At 41.7% G+C, this 23,303-nt stretch carries 22 protein-coding genes; 4 read left to right on the top strand and 18 right to left on the bottom strand.

All coding sequences use genetic code 11. The features are described 5' to 3' along the window. Positions 1-15: 15 nt before the first annotated feature. From ACQKD4_RS01995 to ACQKD4_RS01935, 13 genes are all read right to left on the bottom strand, one after another. Entirely contained in the window at positions 16-1,182 is a 1,167-nt protein-coding gene (locus ACQKD4_RS01995; RefSeq protein ID WP_427372296.1) for a nucleotide sugar dehydrogenase, read from the bottom strand. Between the two features lie 62 nt (positions 1,183-1,244). Then, complete coding sequence (locus ACQKD4_RS01990; protein WP_427372295.1) at positions 1,245-2,645, bottom strand: oligosaccharide flippase family protein; 1,401 nt, start codon at positions 2,643-2,645, stop codon at positions 1,245-1,247. 63 nt (positions 2,646-2,708) lie between these two features. Further along, positions 2,709-4,016 (bottom strand): O-antigen polymerase, encoded by a 1,308-nt coding sequence (locus ACQKD4_RS01985; RefSeq protein WP_427372294.1) that lies wholly within the window; start codon positions 4,014-4,016, stop codon positions 2,709-2,711. Between the two features lie 4 nt (positions 4,017-4,020). Beyond that, on the bottom strand, positions 4,021-5,127 hold the full coding sequence (locus tag ACQKD4_RS01980) for a glycosyltransferase (protein ID WP_427372293.1): 1,107 nt from the start codon (positions 5,125-5,127) through the stop codon (positions 4,021-4,023). A gap of 354 nt (positions 5,128-5,481) precedes the next feature. Next, entirely contained in the window at positions 5,482-6,648 is a 1,167-nt protein-coding gene (locus ACQKD4_RS01975) for a glycosyltransferase (protein ID WP_427372292.1), read from the bottom strand. Then, positions 6,642-7,286, bottom strand: a complete 645-nt coding sequence (locus tag ACQKD4_RS01970; protein ID WP_427372291.1) for an acetyltransferase — start codon at positions 7,284-7,286, stop codon at positions 6,642-6,644. The genes ACQKD4_RS01975 and ACQKD4_RS01970 overlap by 7 nt, the downstream gene beginning before the upstream one ends. A 3-nt stretch (positions 7,287-7,289) precedes the next feature. Continuing rightward, the gene (locus ACQKD4_RS01965; RefSeq protein WP_427372290.1) at positions 7,290-7,913 is read right to left on the bottom strand and encodes a sugar transferase; all 624 of its coding nucleotides are present in this window, start codon (positions 7,911-7,913) and stop codon (positions 7,290-7,292) included. Next, a complete protein-coding gene (locus ACQKD4_RS01960) occupies positions 7,910-9,049 on the bottom strand; it encodes a DegT/DnrJ/EryC1/StrS family aminotransferase (RefSeq protein ID WP_427372289.1) in 1,140 nt (379 codons plus the stop codon). Before ACQKD4_RS01960 ends, ACQKD4_RS01965 begins: the two co-directional genes overlap by 4 nt. 18 nt (positions 9,050-9,067) lie before the next feature. Continuing rightward, a complete protein-coding gene (locus ACQKD4_RS01955) occupies positions 9,068-10,948 on the bottom strand; it encodes a polysaccharide biosynthesis protein (RefSeq protein ID WP_427372288.1) in 1,881 nt (626 codons plus the stop codon). Positions 10,949-10,963: 15 nt separating this feature from the next. Beyond that, a complete protein-coding gene (gene galU, locus ACQKD4_RS01950; protein ID WP_427372287.1) occupies positions 10,964-11,863 on the bottom strand; it encodes a UTP--glucose-1-phosphate uridylyltransferase GalU in 900 nt (299 codons plus the stop codon). Between the two features lie 211 nt (positions 11,864-12,074). Continuing rightward, entirely contained in the window at positions 12,075-12,842 is a 768-nt protein-coding gene (locus ACQKD4_RS01945; RefSeq protein ID WP_427372286.1) for a tyrosine-protein phosphatase, read from the bottom strand. A 15-nt stretch (positions 12,843-12,857) separates the two neighbouring features. Further along, on the bottom strand, positions 12,858-13,571 hold the full coding sequence (locus ACQKD4_RS01940) for a CpsD/CapB family tyrosine-protein kinase (protein WP_427372285.1): 714 nt from the start codon (positions 13,569-13,571) through the stop codon (positions 12,858-12,860). Continuing rightward, positions 13,564-14,286: a YveK family protein gene (locus ACQKD4_RS01935; RefSeq protein ID WP_427372284.1), complete on the bottom strand. Its 723-nt coding sequence runs from the start codon at positions 14,284-14,286 to the stop codon at positions 13,564-13,566. The genes ACQKD4_RS01940 and ACQKD4_RS01935 overlap by 8 nt, the downstream gene beginning before the upstream one ends. A 195-nt stretch (positions 14,287-14,481) precedes the next feature. On the opposite strand from ACQKD4_RS01935, the gene ACQKD4_RS01930 reads away from it, so the two are divergent. After that, positions 14,482-15,726 (top strand): hypothetical protein, encoded by a 1,245-nt coding sequence (locus tag ACQKD4_RS01930; protein ID WP_427372283.1) that lies wholly within the window; start codon positions 14,482-14,484, stop codon positions 15,724-15,726. A gap of 13 nt (positions 15,727-15,739) precedes the next feature. Continuing rightward, complete coding sequence (galE, locus tag ACQKD4_RS01925; protein ID WP_427372282.1) at positions 15,740-16,756, top strand: UDP-glucose 4-epimerase GalE; 1,017 nt, start codon at positions 15,740-15,742, stop codon at positions 16,754-16,756. 74 nt (positions 16,757-16,830) lie between these two features. On the opposite strand, the gene ACQKD4_RS01920 is transcribed toward galE, so the two are convergent. The 4 genes from ACQKD4_RS01920 to ACQKD4_RS01905 all read right to left on the bottom strand — a co-directional run bounded on the left by ACQKD4_RS01920 (position 16,831) and on the right by ACQKD4_RS01905 (position 21,005). After that, on the bottom strand, positions 16,831-18,018 hold the full coding sequence (locus ACQKD4_RS01920; RefSeq protein WP_427372281.1) for a hypothetical protein: 1,188 nt from the start codon (positions 18,016-18,018) through the stop codon (positions 16,831-16,833). Positions 18,019-18,102: 84 nt separating this feature from the next. Continuing rightward, positions 18,103-19,026 carry an LCP family protein gene (locus ACQKD4_RS01915; protein ID WP_427372280.1) on the bottom strand — a complete coding sequence of 308 codons (924 nt, stop codon included), beginning with the start codon at positions 19,024-19,026 and terminating at the stop codon, positions 18,103-18,105. Between the two features lie 104 nt (positions 19,027-19,130). Beyond that, positions 19,131-19,976, bottom strand: coding sequence for a YihY/virulence factor BrkB family protein (locus ACQKD4_RS01910; RefSeq protein WP_427372279.1), 846 nt, complete (start codon positions 19,974-19,976; stop codon positions 19,131-19,133). 72 nt (positions 19,977-20,048) lie between these two features. Next, complete coding sequence (locus ACQKD4_RS01905; protein WP_427372278.1) at positions 20,049-21,005, bottom strand: LCP family protein; 957 nt, start codon at positions 21,003-21,005, stop codon at positions 20,049-20,051. A 430-nt stretch (positions 21,006-21,435) separates the two neighbouring features. On the opposite strand from ACQKD4_RS01905, the gene ACQKD4_RS01900 reads away from it, so the two are divergent. Next, a complete protein-coding gene (locus tag ACQKD4_RS01900) occupies positions 21,436-21,648 on the top strand; it encodes a hypothetical protein (RefSeq protein ID WP_427372277.1) in 213 nt (70 codons plus the stop codon). Between the two features lie 60 nt (positions 21,649-21,708). Further along, complete coding sequence (gnd, locus tag ACQKD4_RS01895) at positions 21,709-22,593, top strand: phosphogluconate dehydrogenase (NAD(+)-dependent, decarboxylating) (RefSeq protein ID WP_427372276.1); 885 nt, start codon at positions 21,709-21,711, stop codon at positions 22,591-22,593. A 34-nt stretch (positions 22,594-22,627) separates the two neighbouring features. On the opposite strand, the gene ACQKD4_RS01890 is transcribed toward gnd, so the two are convergent. Further along, a complete protein-coding gene (locus ACQKD4_RS01890; RefSeq protein WP_427372275.1) occupies positions 22,628-23,242 on the bottom strand; it encodes a flavodoxin family protein in 615 nt (204 codons plus the stop codon). Positions 23,243-23,303: the final 61 nt, after the last annotated feature.

The raw sequence follows: 23,303 nt of genomic DNA, 5'->3' as shown, positions 1-23,303 counted from the left end.
AATCTCCCTATTATATTAATCTCGGGTATACAAGTCTCTCGTGTAAACTTTATAAGAAACATCTTCAAGTTCTGAATACAAGCGATTTGTGACTATAATATCTGCAGAAGATTTGAAAGCCTCTAAATCATTTATAACTGCCGAATTATAAAATAACTCTTCTTTTAACACTGGTTCATAAACGATAACTTCAACACCTTTAGCTTTTATACGTTTCATAATCCCTTGAATTGAAGACGCGCGATAATTGTCAGAATTAGTTTTCATAGTCAATCGGAAAATACCAACTCGTTTTGGGTTTCTTTTTAAAATAGATTCTGCGATATAATCTTTTCTTGTTCTATTAGCGTCCACAATTGCAGCGATAATATTGTTAGGAATACTTTCATAATTAGCTAACAATTGTTTAGTATCTTTAGGTAAACAATATCCACCATACCCGAAAGAAGGATTATTATAGTGAGAACCAATACGTGGATCTAAACCCACACCTTCAATTATTTGTTTGGAATCGAGTTTCCGCACCTCGGCATATGTATCTAGTTCATTAAAGAATGCGACCCTCATTGCTAAATAAGTATTTGAAAACAACTTAATGGCTTCAGCTTCAGTTGAATCAGTTAATAAAATCGGTACTTCTGAAGACTTAGAGGCTTGTTTCAGTAATTCAGCAAAAAGTTTCGCTCGTTTACTACTTCCACCTACAATTATTCTGGATGGGTATAGATTATCATAAAGAGCTTTACCTTCTCGAAGAAATTCCGGAGAAAAAAGAATTTTATTATTATTGAATTTCGCTCGAATTTCTTCAGTAAACCCTACAGGTACAGTAGATTTAATAACAATCGTTGCATCAGAATTACGCATAACTATAGATGATATTACGTTCTCAACACTTTCTGTATTAAAAGAATTTTTATCATGATCATAATCAGTAGGTGTTGCAATTACAATATAGTCTGCATCTTTATATGCTAAATCGCTATCGATTGTTGCAGTTAAATTTAACTCTTTATTTTTCAAATAGTACTCTATTTCTGAATCTACTATAGGCGACTCCAAATTATTTATTTTGTCCACTTTTTCTTTTGCAATATCTAAGGCTATAACTTTATTGTATTGTGAAAGTAATACGGCCATCGATAATCCGACATATCCTGTACCTACTACAGTAATTTTCATAAAAGCCCTCCGTATTTAATATATCTAATTTCATTATTCATCCGAAACAACCTAATCGACGTTCACATGTTTTTAAAACTTACAACTCTCAGACACAAAATTGATATTACATAAATCGACATTCCAATTACAATTTTAAAAAAAAGCTCTAAAATTCCATCAACTGGAATGGATATGTTTCTTAAAACTAATAACATTATTGCTGTAGCAACCAAAATTTTTCCCGCCTCAATAAATGGAAACCCTAATCTAAAAACTTTCCTTCCGATATACGCACTTAGAACAATTGAACAAAAATAAGCAATAATCGTCGCGTAGGCAGCTCCTATAACTGAATACTTAGGGATAAAAAGTATATTAAGAAGTATGTTAACTATAACAGCAATAACTACAGGAATATTTTGCTTCTTTGTATTCTCTCCTAATTGAAATGCCAAATCAAAATAGAATAGTTTAAACCCTTGCATAAATATAGCAATTGATATTAAACCAAAAATTTGTGCTGCATTATTTCTAAATTCTTCACCTAATAAATTATCAGTTATTGGACCTCTCAAAACAATTAAGGCTGCAACAGCGGGTAATGATATTAGAAGTAGGTAGGTCGTGTTTATTTTCATTTGTTTTTTACATGCCTCTATACCTTTTTCTTCGAGTGCTTTTACCACAAGTGGATATGAAGCTAAATTAATTATAAGCATTAGCATCATTAAAATTTGTTTAGATAAGTCGTATGATACAGCGTATACACCCGTTTCTGCAGTTCCATGATACCAACTTATTAAGAATCGATCAGAGCTAAACATAATTGCTTCCATAGAAAGCATAACAATAAATGGAAGTGAATATTTTATTACTTCTTTGACAATATTCCAATCAACATTCGAAAATTTAAATGTAGCGTCTTTTATAGGAAAAATTAATAACAGTGAAAATATAATTCCAAAAGAAATCCCTAAAATTATACCCTCGCCATCCATACCACTATGTATAAAAAGTATTGAAAATATAAAAGAAGATATTGTTTTTATTCCAGTAATAACTCCAAAACGTTTTGAGAGAAGCTCTGCTCTCAAATACTCCGTGAATAAGTCAAATGTACTTTGCAATATTAAAAGTATAGCTGCAAAAATCCAGATTATTATATAACTGCTTTTAAACGGGATTAGAAAATAAACAACCACAGCTAATATAATAAAAATCACTAATAATATTACAAATATAAAAAATATAGAACTCAAAAATGCTTTTTTATTCTTGTTATATTTGTTTGTATATCTTAATACTCCTAGCCTAAGCCATGAAAAAAACATGGTATTTATTAACGTAACCGTTGTTAATACAATCGCATAAATACCATATTCGTTTGGTGATAATATTCTCGTATAGACAGCTATTGCTATAAAATTTATAATCCCGGGTAACCCTTTTCCCAAGAAATAGTTTAAAGTATGCTTCAGCACAATATTTCCGTCCTTTATTAGATAAACTAGTTAAACTAGTAATATGGATTGATTGTTGATGATTTAATTATATTTAAGTTTTGATTTCATACTTAGTTGACTTAAGTAATATAATAAAAATAGTAACAAAGCTCCTTGAATACCAATAAATACACCATTATAGACAGATCCTCTTCCAATAATCACAAACATCGTACCAAAAAGAGACAAAAGCATATTTCTCATAACAAAGTTATTTCTTTTTGCTAATTTTGTCACCGCATAAGTGAATATTGCCCAAAAAATAGCTAAAAGAATGCCGAACCACCACAAATTAGCAAATACATCTCCATAAAGTGTTGGATGCATTGAATATCTTGTATTATTTAAGTTGTTAGTATAAGCACTTCCCATAGTAATTGCAAAATCAGGTGGTTTGATATTCTCAATTAATCGAGTCGGAATCCCAATTAGTAATATACGTATATATGTTGCAGCTTCATTAAATCCTGGAAAGTTATTATTTATACTTATGAAGTAATAAAAGGCATTTCTCAAGCCCAGTTCACCATCTCCATTTAATAACATTTCGGAGATCGTACTATTAATATCTTTAAAGTGAAATTCTTTAAAAAAATTCGTTACTCCTCCAGCAATCCTTACTAATCTGAGAAAATAAACTGAATAAACTGCTAAAAAGCCAATTAATGAAAAATATAAAATCTTCTTTATTGAAACCCTTTTAGATTGGCTAAAAATTATCGGGATAATTATAGCCATAAAGGCTGGAAGAATTGTAATCCTATTGCTTGTAACAATTGAATAAGTAATTATCAATCCCGCTGTAAAAAGAAACATATACTTATTTTTATTTGATCTTAAAACCAATGCTACACCTGCTACTGTGAAAAAAATAATATCAGCATATTTGATTGGACTGTTAAATCCCAATTCTACATTTAACATATAGAATTTGCCCCAGGAGCTGTTCTCTATGCCTCCGAAATAAACTATACTCACATATAAAATAATGAGTAGAGATATACAAAGTAAGATTATAAAAGTGTTTACCAATTTTTTATCTCTATTCGAAAAATGATTATTGACTTTCGAAAAAAAAACCGGTTCATTATTTTCAGATTTAAGCACTAAATCAATGAAAATTTTGGTAGTTAAGTAAACAATATTAAAACCTATAACAAAGGCTGAAGCTTGATACAGTATTTGATCATTAAATGTTGAATAGTTAAATACCACTGAAATTAAGTGTGGTAATCCAAACATTATTAAAAGAGTAGCCCACATAAAAATTGAAATTTGTTGCTTCTTATATTCATAAATACAAATTATTAAAATAGTAATTAGCTGTATTAATGATAAAATTATCCCCATAAAATTATCCTCCAACTAAAGCTTTAAATAATCTTACTTCAGTTTCAATAGTAGTTTTAGTAAAGTATTTATCTGATTTTGAGTAGGCTTTGTTATAGTTGGTCAACAATTTATTATAAATTGGTTCAATATTCACTTCAAAATCATCATTTTCAAGATACTCTACATTTGAGAAATCTTGAAAAACCTCTTTACAGACATCGATATTAGAAGTTATCAAAGGAATCCCAAATGTCGCCATTTCACAAGCCATAACTCCTTGTGCATCTGCTCTTGTAGGCATTAATGCTACTTTAGATTTATTTAAAAATGTCGTCACATCTTCATGATTTAAATGTGTATCTATCCAAATTAAATTTTTAGGCTTTGATCTTTTATTGTAATATTCGCCTTTTCCAATTACACAAAAAGTATATTTAGGATTATTTTTTGCAATCGCTGTGATTAAATCAATTGAATATTTTGATTCATCAAGTAAATTTCTTATTGTGATAAAATCGTATTCTTTTTTCGATTGAGGGGTATAATTTGTTTTTTCAAATATATCACCTACACAATTATAGATAATGTGTTTTTTATTATCTAAAACACGATGATCTATTTTAGTAAAATTAACAAACATATCATACATCCAATTACTAACGAAAACAAATTCAGACTTATATGAAATTTTAGTAAATATATTTTTCCACACTTTAAGCTTGAAAGTATCATAAATATCTCGAATTAGTGCAGACCCAAAAGTACTTTTTTTATTAAAGTCATATGGCTTCGGATAAATTTTTGAATATTTTAAAACCTCGTGTCCATGGAAGAAGAATACAATTTTATCGAATTTTGTGTTGAATTTTTTAATGAAATGATAATGGTGTTTTATGTTAGGGGCATGCGAAATCAATAAACTATAGTTATTATTTATGAGCAACGATTTGTAGGTATCTAAAGTGAAAACTTTTACACCTTCAAATACATAATTCTCTTTCGCAGCAAAAGATATAACAGATACGTCAATACCCTTCTGAACGTATATCTTATTTCTACTATGAATATACTGCGAAGAAACATATCCGTCCGGTCTAGAATAATCAGTTGCCAACACTAATATTTCCAATTTATTACACCTCAACTTATTTTTGTTTCAAAATTAGAATATCACTATATAAATTCCTAATTCTAGCTATAAGACGTAAAATAGAACGATTGCCTCGTCCAGCTATACCTTTTTAGTGTCTCAATTATTTTTATATTGCGTTTCTGCGTATATATGTAGTCTTATTCATTAACCACTTAATCTTTCTAAAATATCTAAAGATTAAAATTCCCAAGAAAGGTTCTAATCTCTAAATGTTCGAACTCCAAATAATGAGTGTAAATGAATCATATAGATTATCAGTACTATATGGTCTTTTTACACTCACTTTTATTTTTTTAGATAATATTGAAATTCATTACTCTACAATAATTTTCATCTTGTACTCTCGGCTTTTTCCCAAAATGGTTTTGACTTCCCAGAAATAACATTTGAAATACCCATCCATTGAGCTAATAGTGTCGCACAATAATAATAAATAAGTGTAATTAATTTATTATCAATATTAAACGCTAGCTTTACTAAAGCTAATACATAAAAAGTATTCTGAGATATAAATAGAAGTGAATATATCAATGATTCGTTTATAAGTAATGCATTTGATATATACACACCTAAATGTGCAATCCATAATAAATATCTACAGGTTCTATGACCAAAATAGAAATATGAAAACCATCTATATTTAATTGGATTTAGTATTTTTAGCGATGGTAATATATGATCAAGCAATACTCTGTTCATTCTTACTTTCCTATTAAACTCATCTTCAATAACTTCTCCAGCTTTTTCATATGCAATTGCATCATGGTTTGCTATAGCTCTCTTCCCAAGGAGTGCGTAATGTATTGGCATTGAGCTATCGTGAGATTTAATTGGATCAAAATCAACGTAATCTTTGTTCCGACATGCATAAAGTGCGCCATTACCTGCAGTAATTGTTTGAAAAGCACTTTCAATTTCTCTTATTTCTAAATCTTTTTCCCAATAGGTGTTTTCAGATTTACTCACTTCATTAGATTTTGAGTTCACAATTTCAAGTTTACCTGTAACATATGAAATATCTTCGGAAGTAAATGAGGCCATTAATTCTCTAACGGATTCCGAATCTAAAATAGAATTAGCATCTGTCATCACAATGAATTCTGTGTGAATTGTTTTTTGAGCTTCATTTTGTGCGTTAGTCTTTCCTTTTCTTTCCTTAACTTCAAACAATTCTATTGGTTCAGAAGGGTGATTTTTAATGAACGATTTTACTATTTCATTTGTTCTATCCGTACTGTTATCAGATGCAACTAAATATTTTATTTTATCTTTTGGATAATTTAGAGTAACTATATTTTTTAGTTTATCAAAAATCACTTTTTCTTCATTATGCGCTACAATCATTAAAGTAACCGTAGGATAGTAAGTATAGTTTTTAGGGGGATTTTTTGGCTTAAATACTCTATTTAAGATTTTTAGTGAAAATGGATATCCAATCATCGCCCAAAATATTATAAATAGACTTGCGAAAAAAACAGACTCAAATATGATTAACACGAATATATCACTTCCTTAAATAGTTTTGCTGGTACACCAATATAAACACCACTAGTTAGCAAATCTTTCACTACTACTGCTCCTGCACCAACTTTACAATCATTTGTAATAGATATGTTATTTATAACAATCGTTCCGGTGCCTAGCCATGTTCTATAGCCTATTTTAACTGTGCCCGAAATTTTAACACCCGGAGATAAATGTACAAATGATTCTATATAACAATCATGATCTATTGTTGAACCTGTGTTAACTATACATCCTTCACCAATTGTGGTTGAACAATTAATTACGCAATTTGGCATTATAACTGTCCCTCTTCCAATTTCAACATCTAATCCAATTACCACTGATGGATGTATAATCGTAGCCAAAATAGCTCCTTTTCCCAATAATATTTTTGTGATTTTTTCTCTAATGTATACATCACCAATACCCACTATAAAGGAATATTCTTTTAAATATGGTTCTAATGTTTGAGTATTGTCTATCACTTTAAATCGACCTAAAACTGAAGTTCCTATCTTTTGAGGATCATCATCTAAAAATGAAATTTCATCCCATTCCTCACAATCTGCTGCAATATTTGCAACAACTTTCCCGTGACCGCTTGCACCAATAATGAGTAACTTATCCATTTTTCACTTCCTTGACCCTTTAAACGGTTCGACTGTGACGTGATTTGATGAACTAATACCTTCGCGTATTAAAACTTTTTTAATTGTTAAAAGGAATAACTTAATATCAGTGGTGAAAGAAACGTTTTTAACATACTCTAAATCAAGTAAAAACTTTTCTTCCCAAGTTAATAAATTCCGCCCGCTCACTTGTGCTAACCCTGATAGTCCTGGACGAACATTATGTCGTTTCTTTTGATCAGGGGAATAAAGTTCAAGATACTCTACTAGAAGTGGTCTAGGACCAATAAACGACATATCCCCTTTTAGGATGTTGAATAGCTCTGGCAACTCATCTAATGATGTTGCTCTTAAAAAACTCCCGATTTTTGTTAAGCGAAGATGATCTGCTAATAGATCACCTTTACTGTCTCGTTCATTCGTCATTGTTCGAAATTTATACATTTTAAAAACTTTTTCGTTTAAGCCTGGTCTTGCTTGAGTAAATAATATTGGGCGTCCAATTTTCATAGCTACTATCACCGCAGTCATAATAAAGATTGGACTAAAAATAACAATTGCAATTAAAGCTAACAGAAAATCCATCACACGCTTAAGTTTATGTTCGTATATTTTATCTAGTTTCATTTTTCCCATAACCCTTTTATGATTGAAACCACTTGTGTTAAGTCTTCGTCAGTCATTTTTGTATCTGAAGGCAAACATATTCCCGTCATAAATAGTTTTTCAGAAACCTCATTACCCACGAAATCATAGTTTTCGAAGTATGGTTGGAGATGCATCGGTTTCCACACCGGACGGGATTCAATATTATATTGTTCGAGTTCATTCATCACATCTATTGAAGATATATCACCTTCGATAGTCGCACATGATAACCAATAGTTTGGCGAGTCCCATTCATTTACAGGCATAAATGTAATGTCTTCGATTTCAGATAATTTTGTTCGATAAAACTTAAAGATTTCTTTTTTCCGCTGAACGCGCTTCTTAAGTACTTTTAGCTGACCTCTCCCAATTCCGGCGACCACATTACTCATACGATAATTAAATCCAAGTTCGCTATGTTGATAATGTCTTGCCTGATCCCGAGACTGCGTAGCCCAAAAACGTGATTTCGTAATAGCCTGCTCGTTATTTGAAATCAACATTCCGCCGCCAGAAGTCGTGATGATTTTATTTCCGTTAAAGGAATATACGCCATAGTCGCCGATTGTGCCAGTTGGTCGTCCCTTATAAAAACTTCCTAAGCTTTCAGCAGCATCCTCAATTACAGTCACTTGATACTTACTACAAATCTCCATAATTCGATCCATATCTGCAGACAGTCCATATAAGTGAACTACTAGGACCGCTTTAACGTCTGGATACTTCTCAAATGCCTGCTCTAGAGCATCGGGATCCATGTTCCAGGTTTTATAATCACTATCTATGAAAACTGGGATAGCATTTTGGTAAATAATCGGATTGGCCGTCGCTGAAAATGTTAGAGTAGGACAAAAAACGATATCACCTTCTCCAACTCCTGCAGCTTTTAAAGCCAAATGTATTGCTGCGGTACCTGAGCTTAGCGCTGCTGCCGCATTAACCCCAACCATTTTTGCCAATTCATTTTCAAACCCATCGACATTAGAACCTAAAGGAGCAATCCAGTTTGAATCAAATGCCTCTTTTACATATTCTTGTTCGTATCCTTCATCACTCATATGAGGCGAAGCTAAGAAAATGCGTTTTGCAGTCTTTAGTTGTTTTTTTATAGTCATTTAATGAAACTCCTCATGTCATATGGTTTGTTTATATGTTGCATCAGTCGAAACCAATTGATCATTCGCCCAGTTCACAAGATAAAGACTAAGCGCTTCGTCCGTCATCAATTGATTCATATTTTCTAGTTTGCCACGTAAATCTGGCTCTTCTGTGACAATTCCTGTGAAGATTTTCGGATAGACTGCTTCTGGATGAACTTCGCCTTCCTTCAACAATTCTTCATACATCTTCTCACCAGGACGAATACCACTAAATTGAATCCCAATCTGTTCTTCTGTGAAGCCACTTAGTTGAATCATATTCCTTGCCAAATCCACAATCTTAACTGGTTCACCCATGTCGAGAACAAATACTTCTCCACCATTTGCGAGTGTTCCCGCTTGAATGACGAGTCGACTTGCTTCTGGAATGGTCATGAAGTAACGCGTCATATCTGGATGCGTCACCGTAACTGGACCGCCTTTCGCAATCTGTGACTTGAATAACGGGATGACCGATCCCCGGCTCCCTAGTACGTTACCGAAACGGACAATCGCATACTTCGTTTCACTTGATTTCGCTAGGTGTTGGACGACCATCTCGGCAATCCGTTTCGTCGAACCCATGACATTCGTCGGGTTGACGGCTTTATCCGTAGAAATCATGACAAAGCGTGCGGCACCATATTCATCCGCCATCTCCGCCACATTCTTCGTTCCATAAATATTGTTTTTCACCGCTTCATGCGGGTTTGCTTCCATTAACGGGACATGTTTATGTGCTGCAGCGTGGAAGACGAGATGTGGCGTATAGGTCATAAACACTTCTCGTAGACGTTCCACGTCTTGAATATCAGCAATGACTGGAATGAGTTCAGCTTCAATCTTCGCTTCACGTAGTTCACGTTCAATGAGATAAATACTATTCTCACCATGACCAAGCAATAACAATCGGTCAGGGTTGAACTTTAAGATTTGGCGACAGATTTCGGATCCAATCGATCCACCAGCACCTGTCACCAAAACCGTCTTCCCTTCGACCTCTGCCTGAATCCCTGTAATATCTAATTCGACCGGTTCGCGGCCGAGGAGGTCTTCGATGGATACTTCACGCATTTGATTGACCGAGATTTTCCCAGCTGCCACTTCTTCAATCATCGGGAGAGTATGGACGTTCGTACATACCTTTTTCGCACGTTGAATCAGTGCAACTCGTTCTTGATAACTCATCGAAGGAATCGCAAACACGATTTTATCGATGGCTTCATTCTCGACAACTTCTTCAAGTTGTTCGAGCGTCCCAAGCACTTTTACGTCGTTCACTGTTAATGTTTGAAGATGCTTATTGTCATCTATAAACCCAATCGGATTCATCCGATGACTGTCAGAATGCTTCATTTGACGCACTAACATTCGACCAGCTTGCCCGGCTCCGATGATGAGCGTTCGTTTCTCATCTTTTCTGCGTTTCATCTTCCGTCCACGCAATATGGACATCTGATCTTGCTTCCATGTCACATAAATTCGTGAACCGAGACGAATGCCACCTAACATGAGTAACGAGAGACAAAAACTTAAAAACAGCATTCGCTCCATCGCTTCACCGTAAACAGCGAATTGAAGTATGTATAAAAAAATCGTGCTAGAGGCAAGTGTCATCGCCAAACGAACTGCTTCCGTCATGCTGGCGAATCGCCAAGCGACTCGATACAGCCGACTGATGGCTGCCATGATGATGAAGATGGCACTATACGAAATAGCTGTTTCGATGAAATGATTGCGATCGATATTTTGAATAAATTCTAAAGGATATAAGAAAAAGTAGGAAACGAACATCGCTGATAGAATAGCAATGATATCTAAACTAACGAGCACCCCTGCACGTAACGATTTTCGACCTAAATCGGGTATCGACAATGCTTATCCCTCCTTTCACAAAGTAGTTTCTAATGTAGTTTGCTCTTCAACTAATTGCGTCATCATCTTCAGTACGTCTTCACGCAAGTCTGAGCGATTCAATGCAAACTCAAGCGTCGTCTGAATAAATCCTAGTTTTTCACCAACATCATAGCGCTTGCCACCAAATTCATAAGCGAATACGCGTTGCATCTCATTCAACCGAGTGATGGCATCTGTTAGCTGAATTTCGCCACCTGTACCAGCTTCTTGGGTCTCTAAATACTTGAAGATTTGAGGCGTGAATAAATAACGTCCGAGGATGGCCAAGTTTGATGGTTCAGTTCCCGGAGCTGGTTTCTCGATAAACGAAGCTACTTTATGTAAACCGCCCTCTAACGATTCTTGTGGGTCTACGATGCCATAACGATGTGTGACTTCACTTGGTACTGGTTGAACACCAATGATTGAACTCTCAGTTTTTTCGTATTGTTCAATTAGTTGACGTGTACAAGGTACTTCCGCCTGAACGATATCGTCTCCAAGCATGACCACGAACGGCTCTTCCCCAACAAACGCTTTCGCCTGAAGCACGGCATGACCGAGTCCCATCGGCTTTGATTGACGAATAAAGTGAATATTGATATTTGTCGTCTCTTCGACGAGTGCCAAAAATTCTGATTTCCCTTTTTCGATAAGTGTTTGCTCGAGTTCCGGCACCGAATCGAAGTGATCCTCAATCGCTCGTTTTCCTTTCCCCGTGACGATTAAAATATCTTCAATTCCTGAAGCGACCGCTTCTTCAATAATGTATTGGATGGTCGGCTTATCGACGATGGGTAACATCTCTTTTGGCATCGCCTTTGTCGCCGGTAAGAAACGTGTACCAAGACCCGCTGCCGGGATGACTGCCTTTTTCACTTGTTTATGTACCATGATGCCCCTCCCATGAATGGATCTGTATGTTTTAGATAATTATAGAAAAAAGGATGCATTTAACATCCTTACAAAAATATATTCTAAGGTTAACACTTTTGACTTAATGAAAAAACCAAGGAAAGGGAATTAAAACCTAATTTCGTTCGACAAGTGTCGACAAAAATCATATTGGTTATTAATTGTCAATGATTTATGTAAAATTAAGGATTTACTTCTTCCATTTACCTCTCCAATTCTTTGTCGGAAGAATCGGTGGATCAATGAAAACGAACTCATCTTTCACAATCGCCGTTGCGTTTTCTTTTAACGTTTCCCAGCGATCCGCTCCCAACTCCTCTGTCACAGCTTGTTCGGCTGCTTCCCAGTAAAACGTACGCCGTCCTGTACTATGTGCATCTGAGGCAACGAGTTGACTCAAGCCGTTTCGTAAGAAAACGAATGCAATCTCTTTCACGTTTTGACCGAACTCGCCTGTCAGGCTGCTCGTCGTCACTTGTGACAAGGCACCTGATGAGACAAAGTCCATCAATCGCTTCGGATTCGTTGCGAGTTCCTTGTTCCGTTCTGGGTGAGCGATGACCGGCGTGTACCCTTCCGTCTGTAGTCGGAAGAACAATTGCTCGGCATATGCGGGCACCGTATCACTCGGGAACTCGACGAGGACGTAGCGTGACCCAGCAAGAGAAAGCGCCTTCCCGTCTTCTAAAGCCTGTACGAGATCACCGAACACACGAATCTCTTGTCCCGAATAAATGTCGAGCTTGATTCCTTCTTGATGTAAGACATTTTGCAGCGTTGCTGCGGCTTCTTGGACGTTCAAGTCTTCTGTTTCAAATTGAGGGTGAAACGCATGGGGGGTGACCACGATTGCGGTCACCCCTTCCTCTACGGCGCGTTTCGCCATCTCGATTGTTTGTTCGACCGTTCCCGGACCGTCATCAACAGCCGGGAGAAGATGACAATGGATATCAATCATGACGTGTTTCTCCTTTTATTCGTACGCGTAGTAATAGTAGTGATCATCGCTGCCTTGTGGCTCGCGCTTGTTAAGGACGACACCAAGAATGTGCGCATCCGCAAGGACTAACTGTTCTTTCGCTTTGACGACCATCTGACGGTCTGACTTGTCACATCCGACAACAAGCACGACTCCGTCCACCTTTCGTGCTAAAACACGCGTATCCGCGACCTGCATCATCGGCGGGGCATCCAAAATGATTATATCGTAATGCTCTTTTAATTCTTCAAGCAAACGATCCATCATCTTCGAAGACAACAGTTCAGATGGGTTCGGCGGAATCGGTCCCGCCGCTAGTAATTGCAAATTCTCAACTTGCGTTGTATGAACAGCTTTCTCTAACGTAGTTTTTTTTGCAAGGACCGTCGATAACCCGATTCCGTTCGAGAGGCGGAACGTGAAATGTGCTGTCGGGCGACGCATGTCACAGTCGACAAGAATGACACGTTTCCCTTGCTGGGCATAGACGACAGCAAGGTTGGAAGACGTTGTCGACTTCCCTTCACCTGAAGAGGATGACGTGATTACCATCGTTTGTAGCTCATTATCTACGGCCGTAAATTCAAGGTTTGTCCGGATCGTTCGATACTGCTCCGAAATGGGTGACTTTGGTTTTGCGAGTGTAATTAAGTCACGACCTGTTTTGTCATATTGAACATGCTTTGCTTTCTTCCCAAACTTAAACACGGACTTCCTCTCCTTTCGGACGCGCCTGACGCTGATGTTTCATATCTACTTTCTGAATAACTGGAATCGACCCGAGTACCGGGAGTTCGAGAATTGTCTCGACGTCTTGTTCTGTCTTGATACGACGATCGAGTACGACTTTGAGGAAAGCGACAGCGACTCCGACCATCATCCCAAGTACGGCTGCGATTGCTGTATTGAGTAGAATGTTTGGTTTGACTGGTAATACTGGTACGTTCGCATCCGATAACACTTTGACGTTATCAACGTTCATCAATTCAGGTACTTCTTTTGAGAAAACGCGGCTGATCTCGTTGGCGATATCTGCTGCGATAACTGGGCTCGTATGTTGGACGGCGATGTTGATGACTTGTGAGTTTTGTTCGCTGTTCACGGTGATCAAGTTACTAATGTTGTCAGGTGCCCCGACGACATTCTCTTGGACTTGTTCAAGGATGGCTGGACTCTGAATGATGACACGATACGTATTAACGAGTGTGACAGATGATTGGATTTGACTATTATCAATCATGTTGTTCTGTGATTCTTTTGGTGCGACGAGTACTTGTGTTGATGCCTCATATGTAGGGCTGATCACAAATGAGCTCACTAGAAAGGCAATGAGTGCTGCGAGGATGGTTAAACTTGCGATGAGCCACTTGCTCCGCTTTAAGATGGAGAATAATTCTCCAAGGGAAATCGTTTCTTCGTTCATATTCTGTCCTTCTCTCCTTTGTTCCAATAAATTCACTGCTGGAAAATTCCCGCAGATAATATTTAAAATGACAATACCAGAACAGTATAGCAAAATTTTCATCGGTTGATGACCCGTTTTTAAAAAAATGGGTTTTTTGACATGTAAATCTGCTAAACTTTGAAAGGAAGAACTTAACAAAGGAGGAGACCCCTAGTGCATGTAAGTGAGCGCCTACTCCAGCTGTACGCCACACTCGACCGACAAACACGAGACATCGTCCAGCAACGTATTGAGACAAATTTAGCAGACGGCAAATCGCTTGCCGCCTCTTATCATGAACTGACTGGAGAGATGAACGATTCACTCTCCGCTGAAGAAAAGTCAGCTACCGATTTTTCGAATTGGTTGAAAGAAGGAAAGACGGATATAGACCTTTTGACCTATTATGTCGCTGTGTTAGAAAAGAGCGAGAAGCTTCAATCTAAGGGAGTCATGCCACAGACTTTGGAGCCAACACCACAGTCCATTGTTGAACCGGTCGTCCCTAAGGCGGTAGTTGAGCCATCTCCCGAAGAAACGATGGAATCAGAAGCCGAGACACCCGTTGATCCGACACCGACGAAACCACGTTACGTCCCGGAGTCGACGATCCCTTCACGGACAGAACGTATGAAATCACATCGTGAGATCAAACCGGCACGTCCACGCCGCAATAAAGGTCGTGGCTGGTTGATCGGTCTAGTTGCCATCATTCTTTTATCCGTCGGTGGTTATGCGGCTTATCCGATGATTTCAGACTTATTCGATCCGCCATCGACACCGACTGTGACGGAAGAACTCGCAACACCAGAACCTGAACCGGTCGCTGAAACGAAGGCACTTGAGGAAATATGGATTGGTGTCAAAAATGCCCCGCTCGTAAGCGAACCGGACAGTGAAAACGTCGTCTACGTCGCCGACATCGGGGACCGTTATGACGTCATCGAAGAACGCGACGATGCGCTCTTACTCGACCTCGGATTGAACGAATTGACAGGTTGGGTATCACGCGATGAAGTCGTCACCGAATGGACGGCTACCTTCATCAATGACGCTGACGTATTGGACTGGTTATCGACTTCCGTCAACCAGACATTGTTTGATGAATCACCGGAAGCTTACTTCGGGATGGATGAGAATGGATTGGTCGGAAATGTCGGTGCCGCAAGTGGCTTCGACTCAGACGCCTTACACGAGTATCTCGTCTACCCTGGTCTTTTCTTCACAATGAAAAATGAGCAAGTTGAGGCAATCGACTGGTCAAACACGGACCAGACGAAAGAAACGTTCCTTGAGCTCGGTGAACCGACGTATGAGACAGAGGACGGGGTCGTCTATGAAAGTGAAACCTATTCATTACGTCTCTTCGTGGGAGAAAACGACTCGACACGCATCCGTCTGACGAAACTCAAACAATAAAGGAGTATTTCATATGAACCAAACGATTCTCGTGACGGGTGGTGCCGGCTATATCGGTACGCATACCGTCATCCAACTACTTGAAGCCGGACACGAGGTGATTGTGCTCGACAACTTGTCGAACAGTAGCCGCGAGGCATTGAACCGAGTCGAGGCGATGACCGGAAAAGAAGTCACCTTTTATCTCGGCGATATTCTCGACCGTGCATTACTCGAACAGATTTTCCTGACGCATACAATCGATGCCGTCATTCATTTCGCCGGGCTGAAAGCTGTCGGTGAGTCGGTGAAAGAGCCGCTCCGATACTATGAGAACAACGTCGTCGGTACGACCGTCTTGTTAGAAGTTATGCAGGCGTTCGATGTGAAACGCATCGTTTTCAGCTCATCGGCGACCGTGTATGGGATGCCGGAACGGACACCAATCGACGAGTCGTTCCCGCTCAGCGCAACGAACCCGTACGGCCGTTCGAAACTCATGATCGAAGACATCTTACGTGACGTCGCCGTCGCTGATTCTGACTGGAGCATCGCCCTCCTTCGTTACTTCAACCCGATCGGAGCCCATCCGTCTGGTCAGATCGGTGAAGACCCGTTCGACGTTCCGAACAACTTGATGCCGTATATCACGCAAGTCGCTGTCGGCAAGTTGGACGAATTGAGCGTATTCGGTAATGACTATGACACACCGGACGGGACGGGCGTCCGTGACTACATCCACGTCGTCGATCTCGCATCAGGTCACTTGCAGGCGCTTGACTACGTGATGGACCAAACGGGTGTCGAGGCGTTCAATCTCGGGACAGGGACAGGCTATAGTGTCCTCGACCTCGTCCGCGCGTTCGAACAAGAGAGCGGCAAGACGGTACCGTACAACGTGACGGACCGCCGCCCTGGTGACATCGCCACGTGTTTCGCGGACCCGACGAAATCGAAACAGATGCTCGGCTTCGAAGCGAAGCATGACATTCGTGACATGTGCCGTGACGCTTGGAACTGGCAATCAAACAACCCGAACGGATATAACTAAAAAACGAGCTGGTGTGAGAACAATCGTTCTTCTACCAGCTCGTTTTTGATTAGGTTTCTTTATTCGTATCAGGCTTACACACTGACCCACACATACCCGAATGGCTGAAGTCGCGCGACATTTATCGGTTCACCCGTAAACAAGTTCGTGCCTTGAACATCTAATTCGACCTCGTTCGCGCTCACGTTCGTATAAAGACGCAACGTACGTCCTTCCCTTTCCCGTTCGACGGCGAACACGTGCGGATCGACATCTATGATATGTTGTGCGGCATAAGGTGACAATGCTAGCTCTGTCCGTTTCACGTTGAGTTGTCCCATAATCCCCGAGAAGCGATTCAGTCGTGTCTCGTCTTTCTTCAGCGACTGAACGAGTTCTTCCTCGTCCGTCGGTCCGCTCACACCGAAAAGTGTCCGATAGTCGATGGACGGGATGCCTTGGAGCGAGAACAAGATACTATGTGCCGCAAGGAGCATCGCCTCATGATCGTCCAATAGATTCTTCTCGAATGGGTCGCGTTCGGCGCTCGATAAAAAGTGGAAATATGTCTTCCCTTCAGGTGGTGCCGCAATCTTCCGTGCCCATTCAGTCAGTCGTGTCGCTTTCCCTTGTGCGAGGGCGAGGGTCACGTGACTCGCAAGATCAAAGTGACAGACAGCGTCCACGACATCGAGATATGATCCAGCCTCGTCAAGCGCATCTTCCGCGAGAATGAGTTGACCGTGCGGTTTATAATGGTGCAAGACGATATGCCAGAGTCTAAGTACGTCCTTCACCTCTTCACGCGTCATCCCACGGAACGATTGCGCATGAACACGAACCTTCGTCGCCCCATAAGCAATGCGCTCGATGAGTGCATCCGTCTCAGCAAGCAGGTCGAATTGCTCCGCATTGTAGGCGATCGGGTCGAGTTCATACATGAGTTGGAAGTCGTCGCTCAATTCCCCTAAGTCCTCATACAATCGGATGCGCGGGTCGACGGCCGTGTCCGTCTGACGCCCGATATAAGGAAAGAGCGACACGAGATGCAAGTCGCTGATCGTACCTGCGACATGCTTGGCGAGGACGTCATGGAGTGCCCCCATGTCAGGCTTCCCTTCTGTTGTGATGAAACTCGCATCTACAAGTAGAACGTTCGTCTTCTCGCTCGGTGCCTCATGGTCATGCCAGGCGTGACTCTCCCACTTGTCAAACAGACGATGCCATGCTCCGTCATCACTATCCCATTTATGCAAAATCGGTTCGATTTGTTGCCAATCCATACAATTCCCTCCTTCTGTTGTCTCTCTACCTTTTTTCACTTCTCACTCATTTCAAAACAAAAAAGCCGTCCAACATTGGACGACTCATTCCATCAAGCGTTTCAATTCGGTCTGGATCCCATCGAGTGACGCCGGGTCCGGATTCCAATAGTAGATACCGTCCGACTCCAGTCCGCCCCCACCTTCGATGCGAAGTGTGCTTGCGTTGCGGAACGCACCCATGTAGTCGGTCGAGAGCGTCACGAGCTCGTTGAACTCGATGTTCGTCTTCGCCCGATTGCCGACGACGTCTAACAGGTTCGACACCTTGTCGAGCGAGAAGTCAGAACGCCCTTTCTCGATGATGGCCGCAACGACATCGCGTTGCCGTTCTTGGCGACCGAAGTCCCCGTTCGGATCATCGTAACGCATCCGTGTATACGCGAGCGCCTTATCTCCATTAAGCGTTACTTCTCCAACAGGAAACGTATAGTTGTCCGAACTAAACGCAAACTTGTTCATCACGGTGACACCACCGAGCGCATCGACGACTTCCGTGAACGCCTCCATGTCCGCTTCGACGACATAATCAATCGGGATATCTAAGAAGTTCTCGACCGTGTCCATCGCCATCTCGGCACCACCGAACGCATAGGCGTGGTTAATCTTATCGCGATACCCGCGACCGACAATCTCCGTCTTCGTGTCACGCGGGATACTGAGCATCGCCCCTTCGTTTGTATCCGGGTTCAGTGTCAGGACGATGATCGAGTCACTTCGTCCTTGCTCCGTTCCTCGTCGGTCGATTCCGAGTAAGAGCACGGACACTGAGCGCTTCTCTTCGATCGTCTCGACCTGTTTTCGTTCTGGACTAATCTGTAAGTTGTCATTCACTTTCGTCACCGTGTCATTGACCTCATCGACCATCGACCAGACGAATAGGCCACCTGCGACAAGCATGAGTGTCAGTACGCCCGCTGTGATGCCAAGTATCCATTTCCACCTTGATTTCTTTTGATGTTTCGCCATATCGGGCCACCCTCTTCCGTAAATTAAGTTTGTATATCTTTTCCCAGACTGCACATTGGATTATAGCATGTCTCCAAAAAATGCTAATCATTTCTTTCCAGTTATCACGGAAAATGTGTCTTTGTCGGTGTTCGGTACATATGATGTGGCCAGGCGGCATTGATTTCTGCCCCAATCAGCATCGTCGCCGCCGTCAAGTAGAGCCAGATTTGAAGTAAGATGACGACCCCGATTGTGCCATACGTATCCCCAAGAATCGAGAATCGCTCGACATAGACACTATAGCCTGTCGAAATGAGTTGCCACGAGATGACGGCAAAAACAGCACCCGGTAACGTTTCAAAAAAGCGCACGCGTTGCTGTGGGGCAATCATATAGAAGAATGAGAACGCAAAAACTAAGATGACTGTTGAGACTGTATAGCGCGTGAGCGTCGAGAGACGATCAAACTCCTCCACCTGAGGATAGAGCGCATACAACAAGTCGATAAATTCCTGTCCAAACACATGAAAGACGACGAGGATGACGGCGCCGATGCTGCCGGCAAGGATTGTTAAGAGTCCAATCAGGCGACGCCATACATAGCCACGCGCCTCCGTCTCCCCGTAAGCGAAGACGGTTAGTTTGACGAGACGGGCCGTCCCGTTCGAGGCCGACCAGAAGGCGATGATGGCACTGACCGAGACGAGACCGCTATTCAAGTTCCCACTGACGTCATAGACAATCGACAATAGCTCTCGCACGCTCGAACCAGGGACGAGCGTCTCAATCTGCTCGATCAACAGCGCCTGGTCGATTTTGAACCACGCCATGACCGCGAACAGGACGAAGAACATTGGGAAGATGGCGAGAAACCAAAAGAAGGCGAGCGTGGCGCTATAGTCGTTAATATGATGGTCCTTGAAGCGATGTCTCACATCGATAGCGAGTCGGGTCAGTCGATCAAGCACGGCCGTCACTCCTTTTTCTTTTTATTATGCCACAAAGGAAAGCACCCGATTCATCCGAATCGAGTGCCGCTGTCATTGTTCCATCAATTGTCCGAGGTACGACTTCACTTCGTCGAGTGATGCCTCATCCGGGTTCCAATAGTAGATGCCGTCGCTCTCTTTGCCGCCGCTTCCTTCGAGACGAAGAACGCTTTGGTTTTTGAAAGCTGTCATGTAGTCGCTCGAGAGCGTTCGAATGTCTTTGAACGTCACGTTTGTCTTGGCGTTATTGCCAAGGACGTCGAGCATGTTGTTGAATCTTGAAATCGAAAAACTGTCCGTTCCTTTGTCGACGAGCGCCGTGATGACGTCACGTTGACGCTCCTGACGACCAAAGTCTCCGTTTGGGTCATCGTAGCGCATCCGTGTATATGCGAGCGCTTCTGCCCCGTCGAGGTTAACCGTTCCCGGTTCGAACGAATACTCTCCTGACGTGAAGGCAAACTTGTTCGTCACTTCGACGCCGCCGAATAAGTTGACCGCATCCTGGAAACCTTTCATGTCGACTTCCGCGACATAATCGATTGGGATGCCGAGGAAGTTCTCGACCGTATCCATCGCCATTTCAGCACCGCCGAATGCGTAGGCGTGGTTGATTTTGTCCATCGTCCCTTTGCCGACGATTTCCGTCTTCGTATCACGCGGGATGCTGAGCATCGCGCTCTCGTCCGAGTTCGGGTTGAGCGTCATGACGATGATCGAGTCGCTACGTCCTTGTTCATCCGCACGACGGTCAACGCCGAGCAATAACACAGAGACCGGCTTCTTATCAGAAATCGTTTGTTGATTCATCCGATCCGGGCTAAGCCCAGCCGATTCATTCAAACGGTCGACCGTTGTATCGACTTGATTATATAAATAATAGGCCATCCCAGCTCCGATGAGCAGGAACACTCCGATGACAGCACCTGCGATGATGGCGATGCGCTTCGCGGGTGACACTTTACGACGACGTTTCTTGACTCTCTTCTTTGACTGATTCTCTTCCATGACATTGCACCTTTCTATTTCTAATTGACCGTAATTAACACAGGTTTAATTTTATCATGCTCATTCGGAAAAATTTTCCGATTCTTTATAAAAAAGGTGAATATTTGTCGGACATTGTCGCTTGCTTATATTGTAAATATCGACATGGTGTTTTGAAAGTTTAGCTAACGGTGTCCATCATAACATATGCTTTTCAGAAGTCTTCTTTCGGTTCATACAACGCTACTATATCATTGGTCACAGTTTCTGAATCTCATCTGATTTTTGATACTAGTATTGAAGGAATGTTAACGACTCATCAGTTTTTATAAGACTATTTCCTTATTTTAAGAAATCGAAATGGTACGTTTATTTTATTTTTTGTAAAATACATATGAAACATTAACAAAAAATGTAATAGAACCCAATTTACTTGTGAGGGGAATAGTAGATGCGCTTCATCGTGACATGTTTTTTAGACCAAGAACAAACTTGTGAGTTTATCGTCTATGGCAGTTCCGAGTACGATGCTTACCGAACATTTGAACAGACTCTCCAATCCCTAAATTCATTGACTGGACAAATCACATTATCAGACGGTGAAGCAATCCCGGTATCACGCATCCTCGCTTATCGCGTCAATCCGATCAAACCGCTCTTTTGAATCTCAAGTGTTTCGGGTAACCCTATTAGGAGAACAAATCTGATAAATGGGGTGGAACGAATGGAAATCGGAATGATCGGGCTCGGGAAGATGGGACTGAACTTGGCACTGAATTTGACGGACAATGGACATCGCGTCTATGGCTATGACCCTGGGAACGTCTCGACGAGTCAGTTTGAGACGAAACAGTCATTGGATGAAGTCGTCGCTGCACTGAAGGCGCCACGAGTTGTTTGGGTGATGGTACCGGCAGGAGACGTGACCGAGCATGTGTTGGACGACTTATATGAATCGCTCTCCCCTGGTGACATCGTCATCGACGGAGGCAATTCGAACTATAAGGAGTCGATGCGACGCGCTGACCGCTTCAAAGAAAAGCTCATCTATTTCTTTGACGTCGGGACGAGTGGCGGCATGGACGGAGCACGGAACGGGGCCTGTACGATGATCGGTGGGGATTTGGAGGCGTTCGGGAAAATCGAGCAACTGTTCCAAGACGTCTCGACCGACAACGGTTATTTGTACGCCGGACCGAGTGGAAGTGGTCATTTCCTAAAGATGGTCCATAACGGGATCGAGTACGGGATGATGCAGGCGATCGCTGAAGGATTCGAGGTGCTCGAGAAGAGCCCGTTCGACTATGAATATGAGGACGTCGCTCGTGTCTGGAATCATGGCTCCGTCATTCGCTCATGGCTCATGGAGCTGACCGAGAGCGCCTTCTCCAAAGACGCGAAGCTCGATGACATCCGCGGTGTCATGCATGCGTCAGGAGAAGGAAAATGGACGGTCGAGACGGCGCTCGAATACGACGTGCCGACACCGGTCATCGCTCTCTCGCTCATGATGCGGCAGCGCTCGCTTCAAGACGATACGTTCTCTGGTAAAGTCGTCGCAGCGCTCCGGAATGAGTTCGGGGGACATGCGGTGGAGAAGAAAGAGTAATGAGAATGGCCTCGGCATGTGCCGAAGCCATTCTTCATTCCATCGTATTTCCTTCTGCCGGAATCGGGTGTGCTTTCAACATACGCGCAAAATGGACGAGATTGTACGCCATCGTCTTCCCATGTGACTTCGTGAACTCATTATCGCGCCCGGCATCGATGTACGAATCGCCTGGTCCCGCTTCCCCGACCCAGTACGTGTCGACGTTCGGCGGCACGGTGAAACCGATATGGGATAAGGCATAAAGGATTCCGGCACATGCGTGTTTCGCCCCGTCCTCATTCCCGGTGACGACGACCCCGCCGACTTTGTTGTAGTAGATGGCCTGACCAGACTTGTTCGTCAAACCACTGCCCCCGTATAACCGCTCGACCACTTGCGTCGCGACACTACTCTTCTCGCCAAGCCAGAGTGGCGTCCCGATGACAACGATGTCTGCACCTTTCACTTTCTCGAAAATCTGTGGCCATTCATCTCCGTTCCCTTCATCTTCTGTCACCCCAAACGCGATCTTATAGTCGACAATCCGGACGATTTCCGACTCGACCCCGAGCGCTTCGAAATGCGGCAAGATGTCGCGAATCAGTCCTTCCGTATGCGACGTCGTGTCGCCACCCTTTAACGTGCAGTTCAAAAATAGTGCTTTCATGGAATCCCTCCTCCAATAATCTCCAACAGTTACGTGTTCCCGTTCACTCTACTTCTTAATA

It is taken from the genome of Exiguobacterium sp. NPDC077395, from assembly GCF_050269125.1.
GTDB lineage: Bacteria > Bacillota > Bacilli > Exiguobacteriales > Exiguobacteriaceae > Exiguobacterium > Exiguobacterium aestuarii_A.
This window is presented reverse-complemented; position numbering and strand designations above follow the sequence as displayed.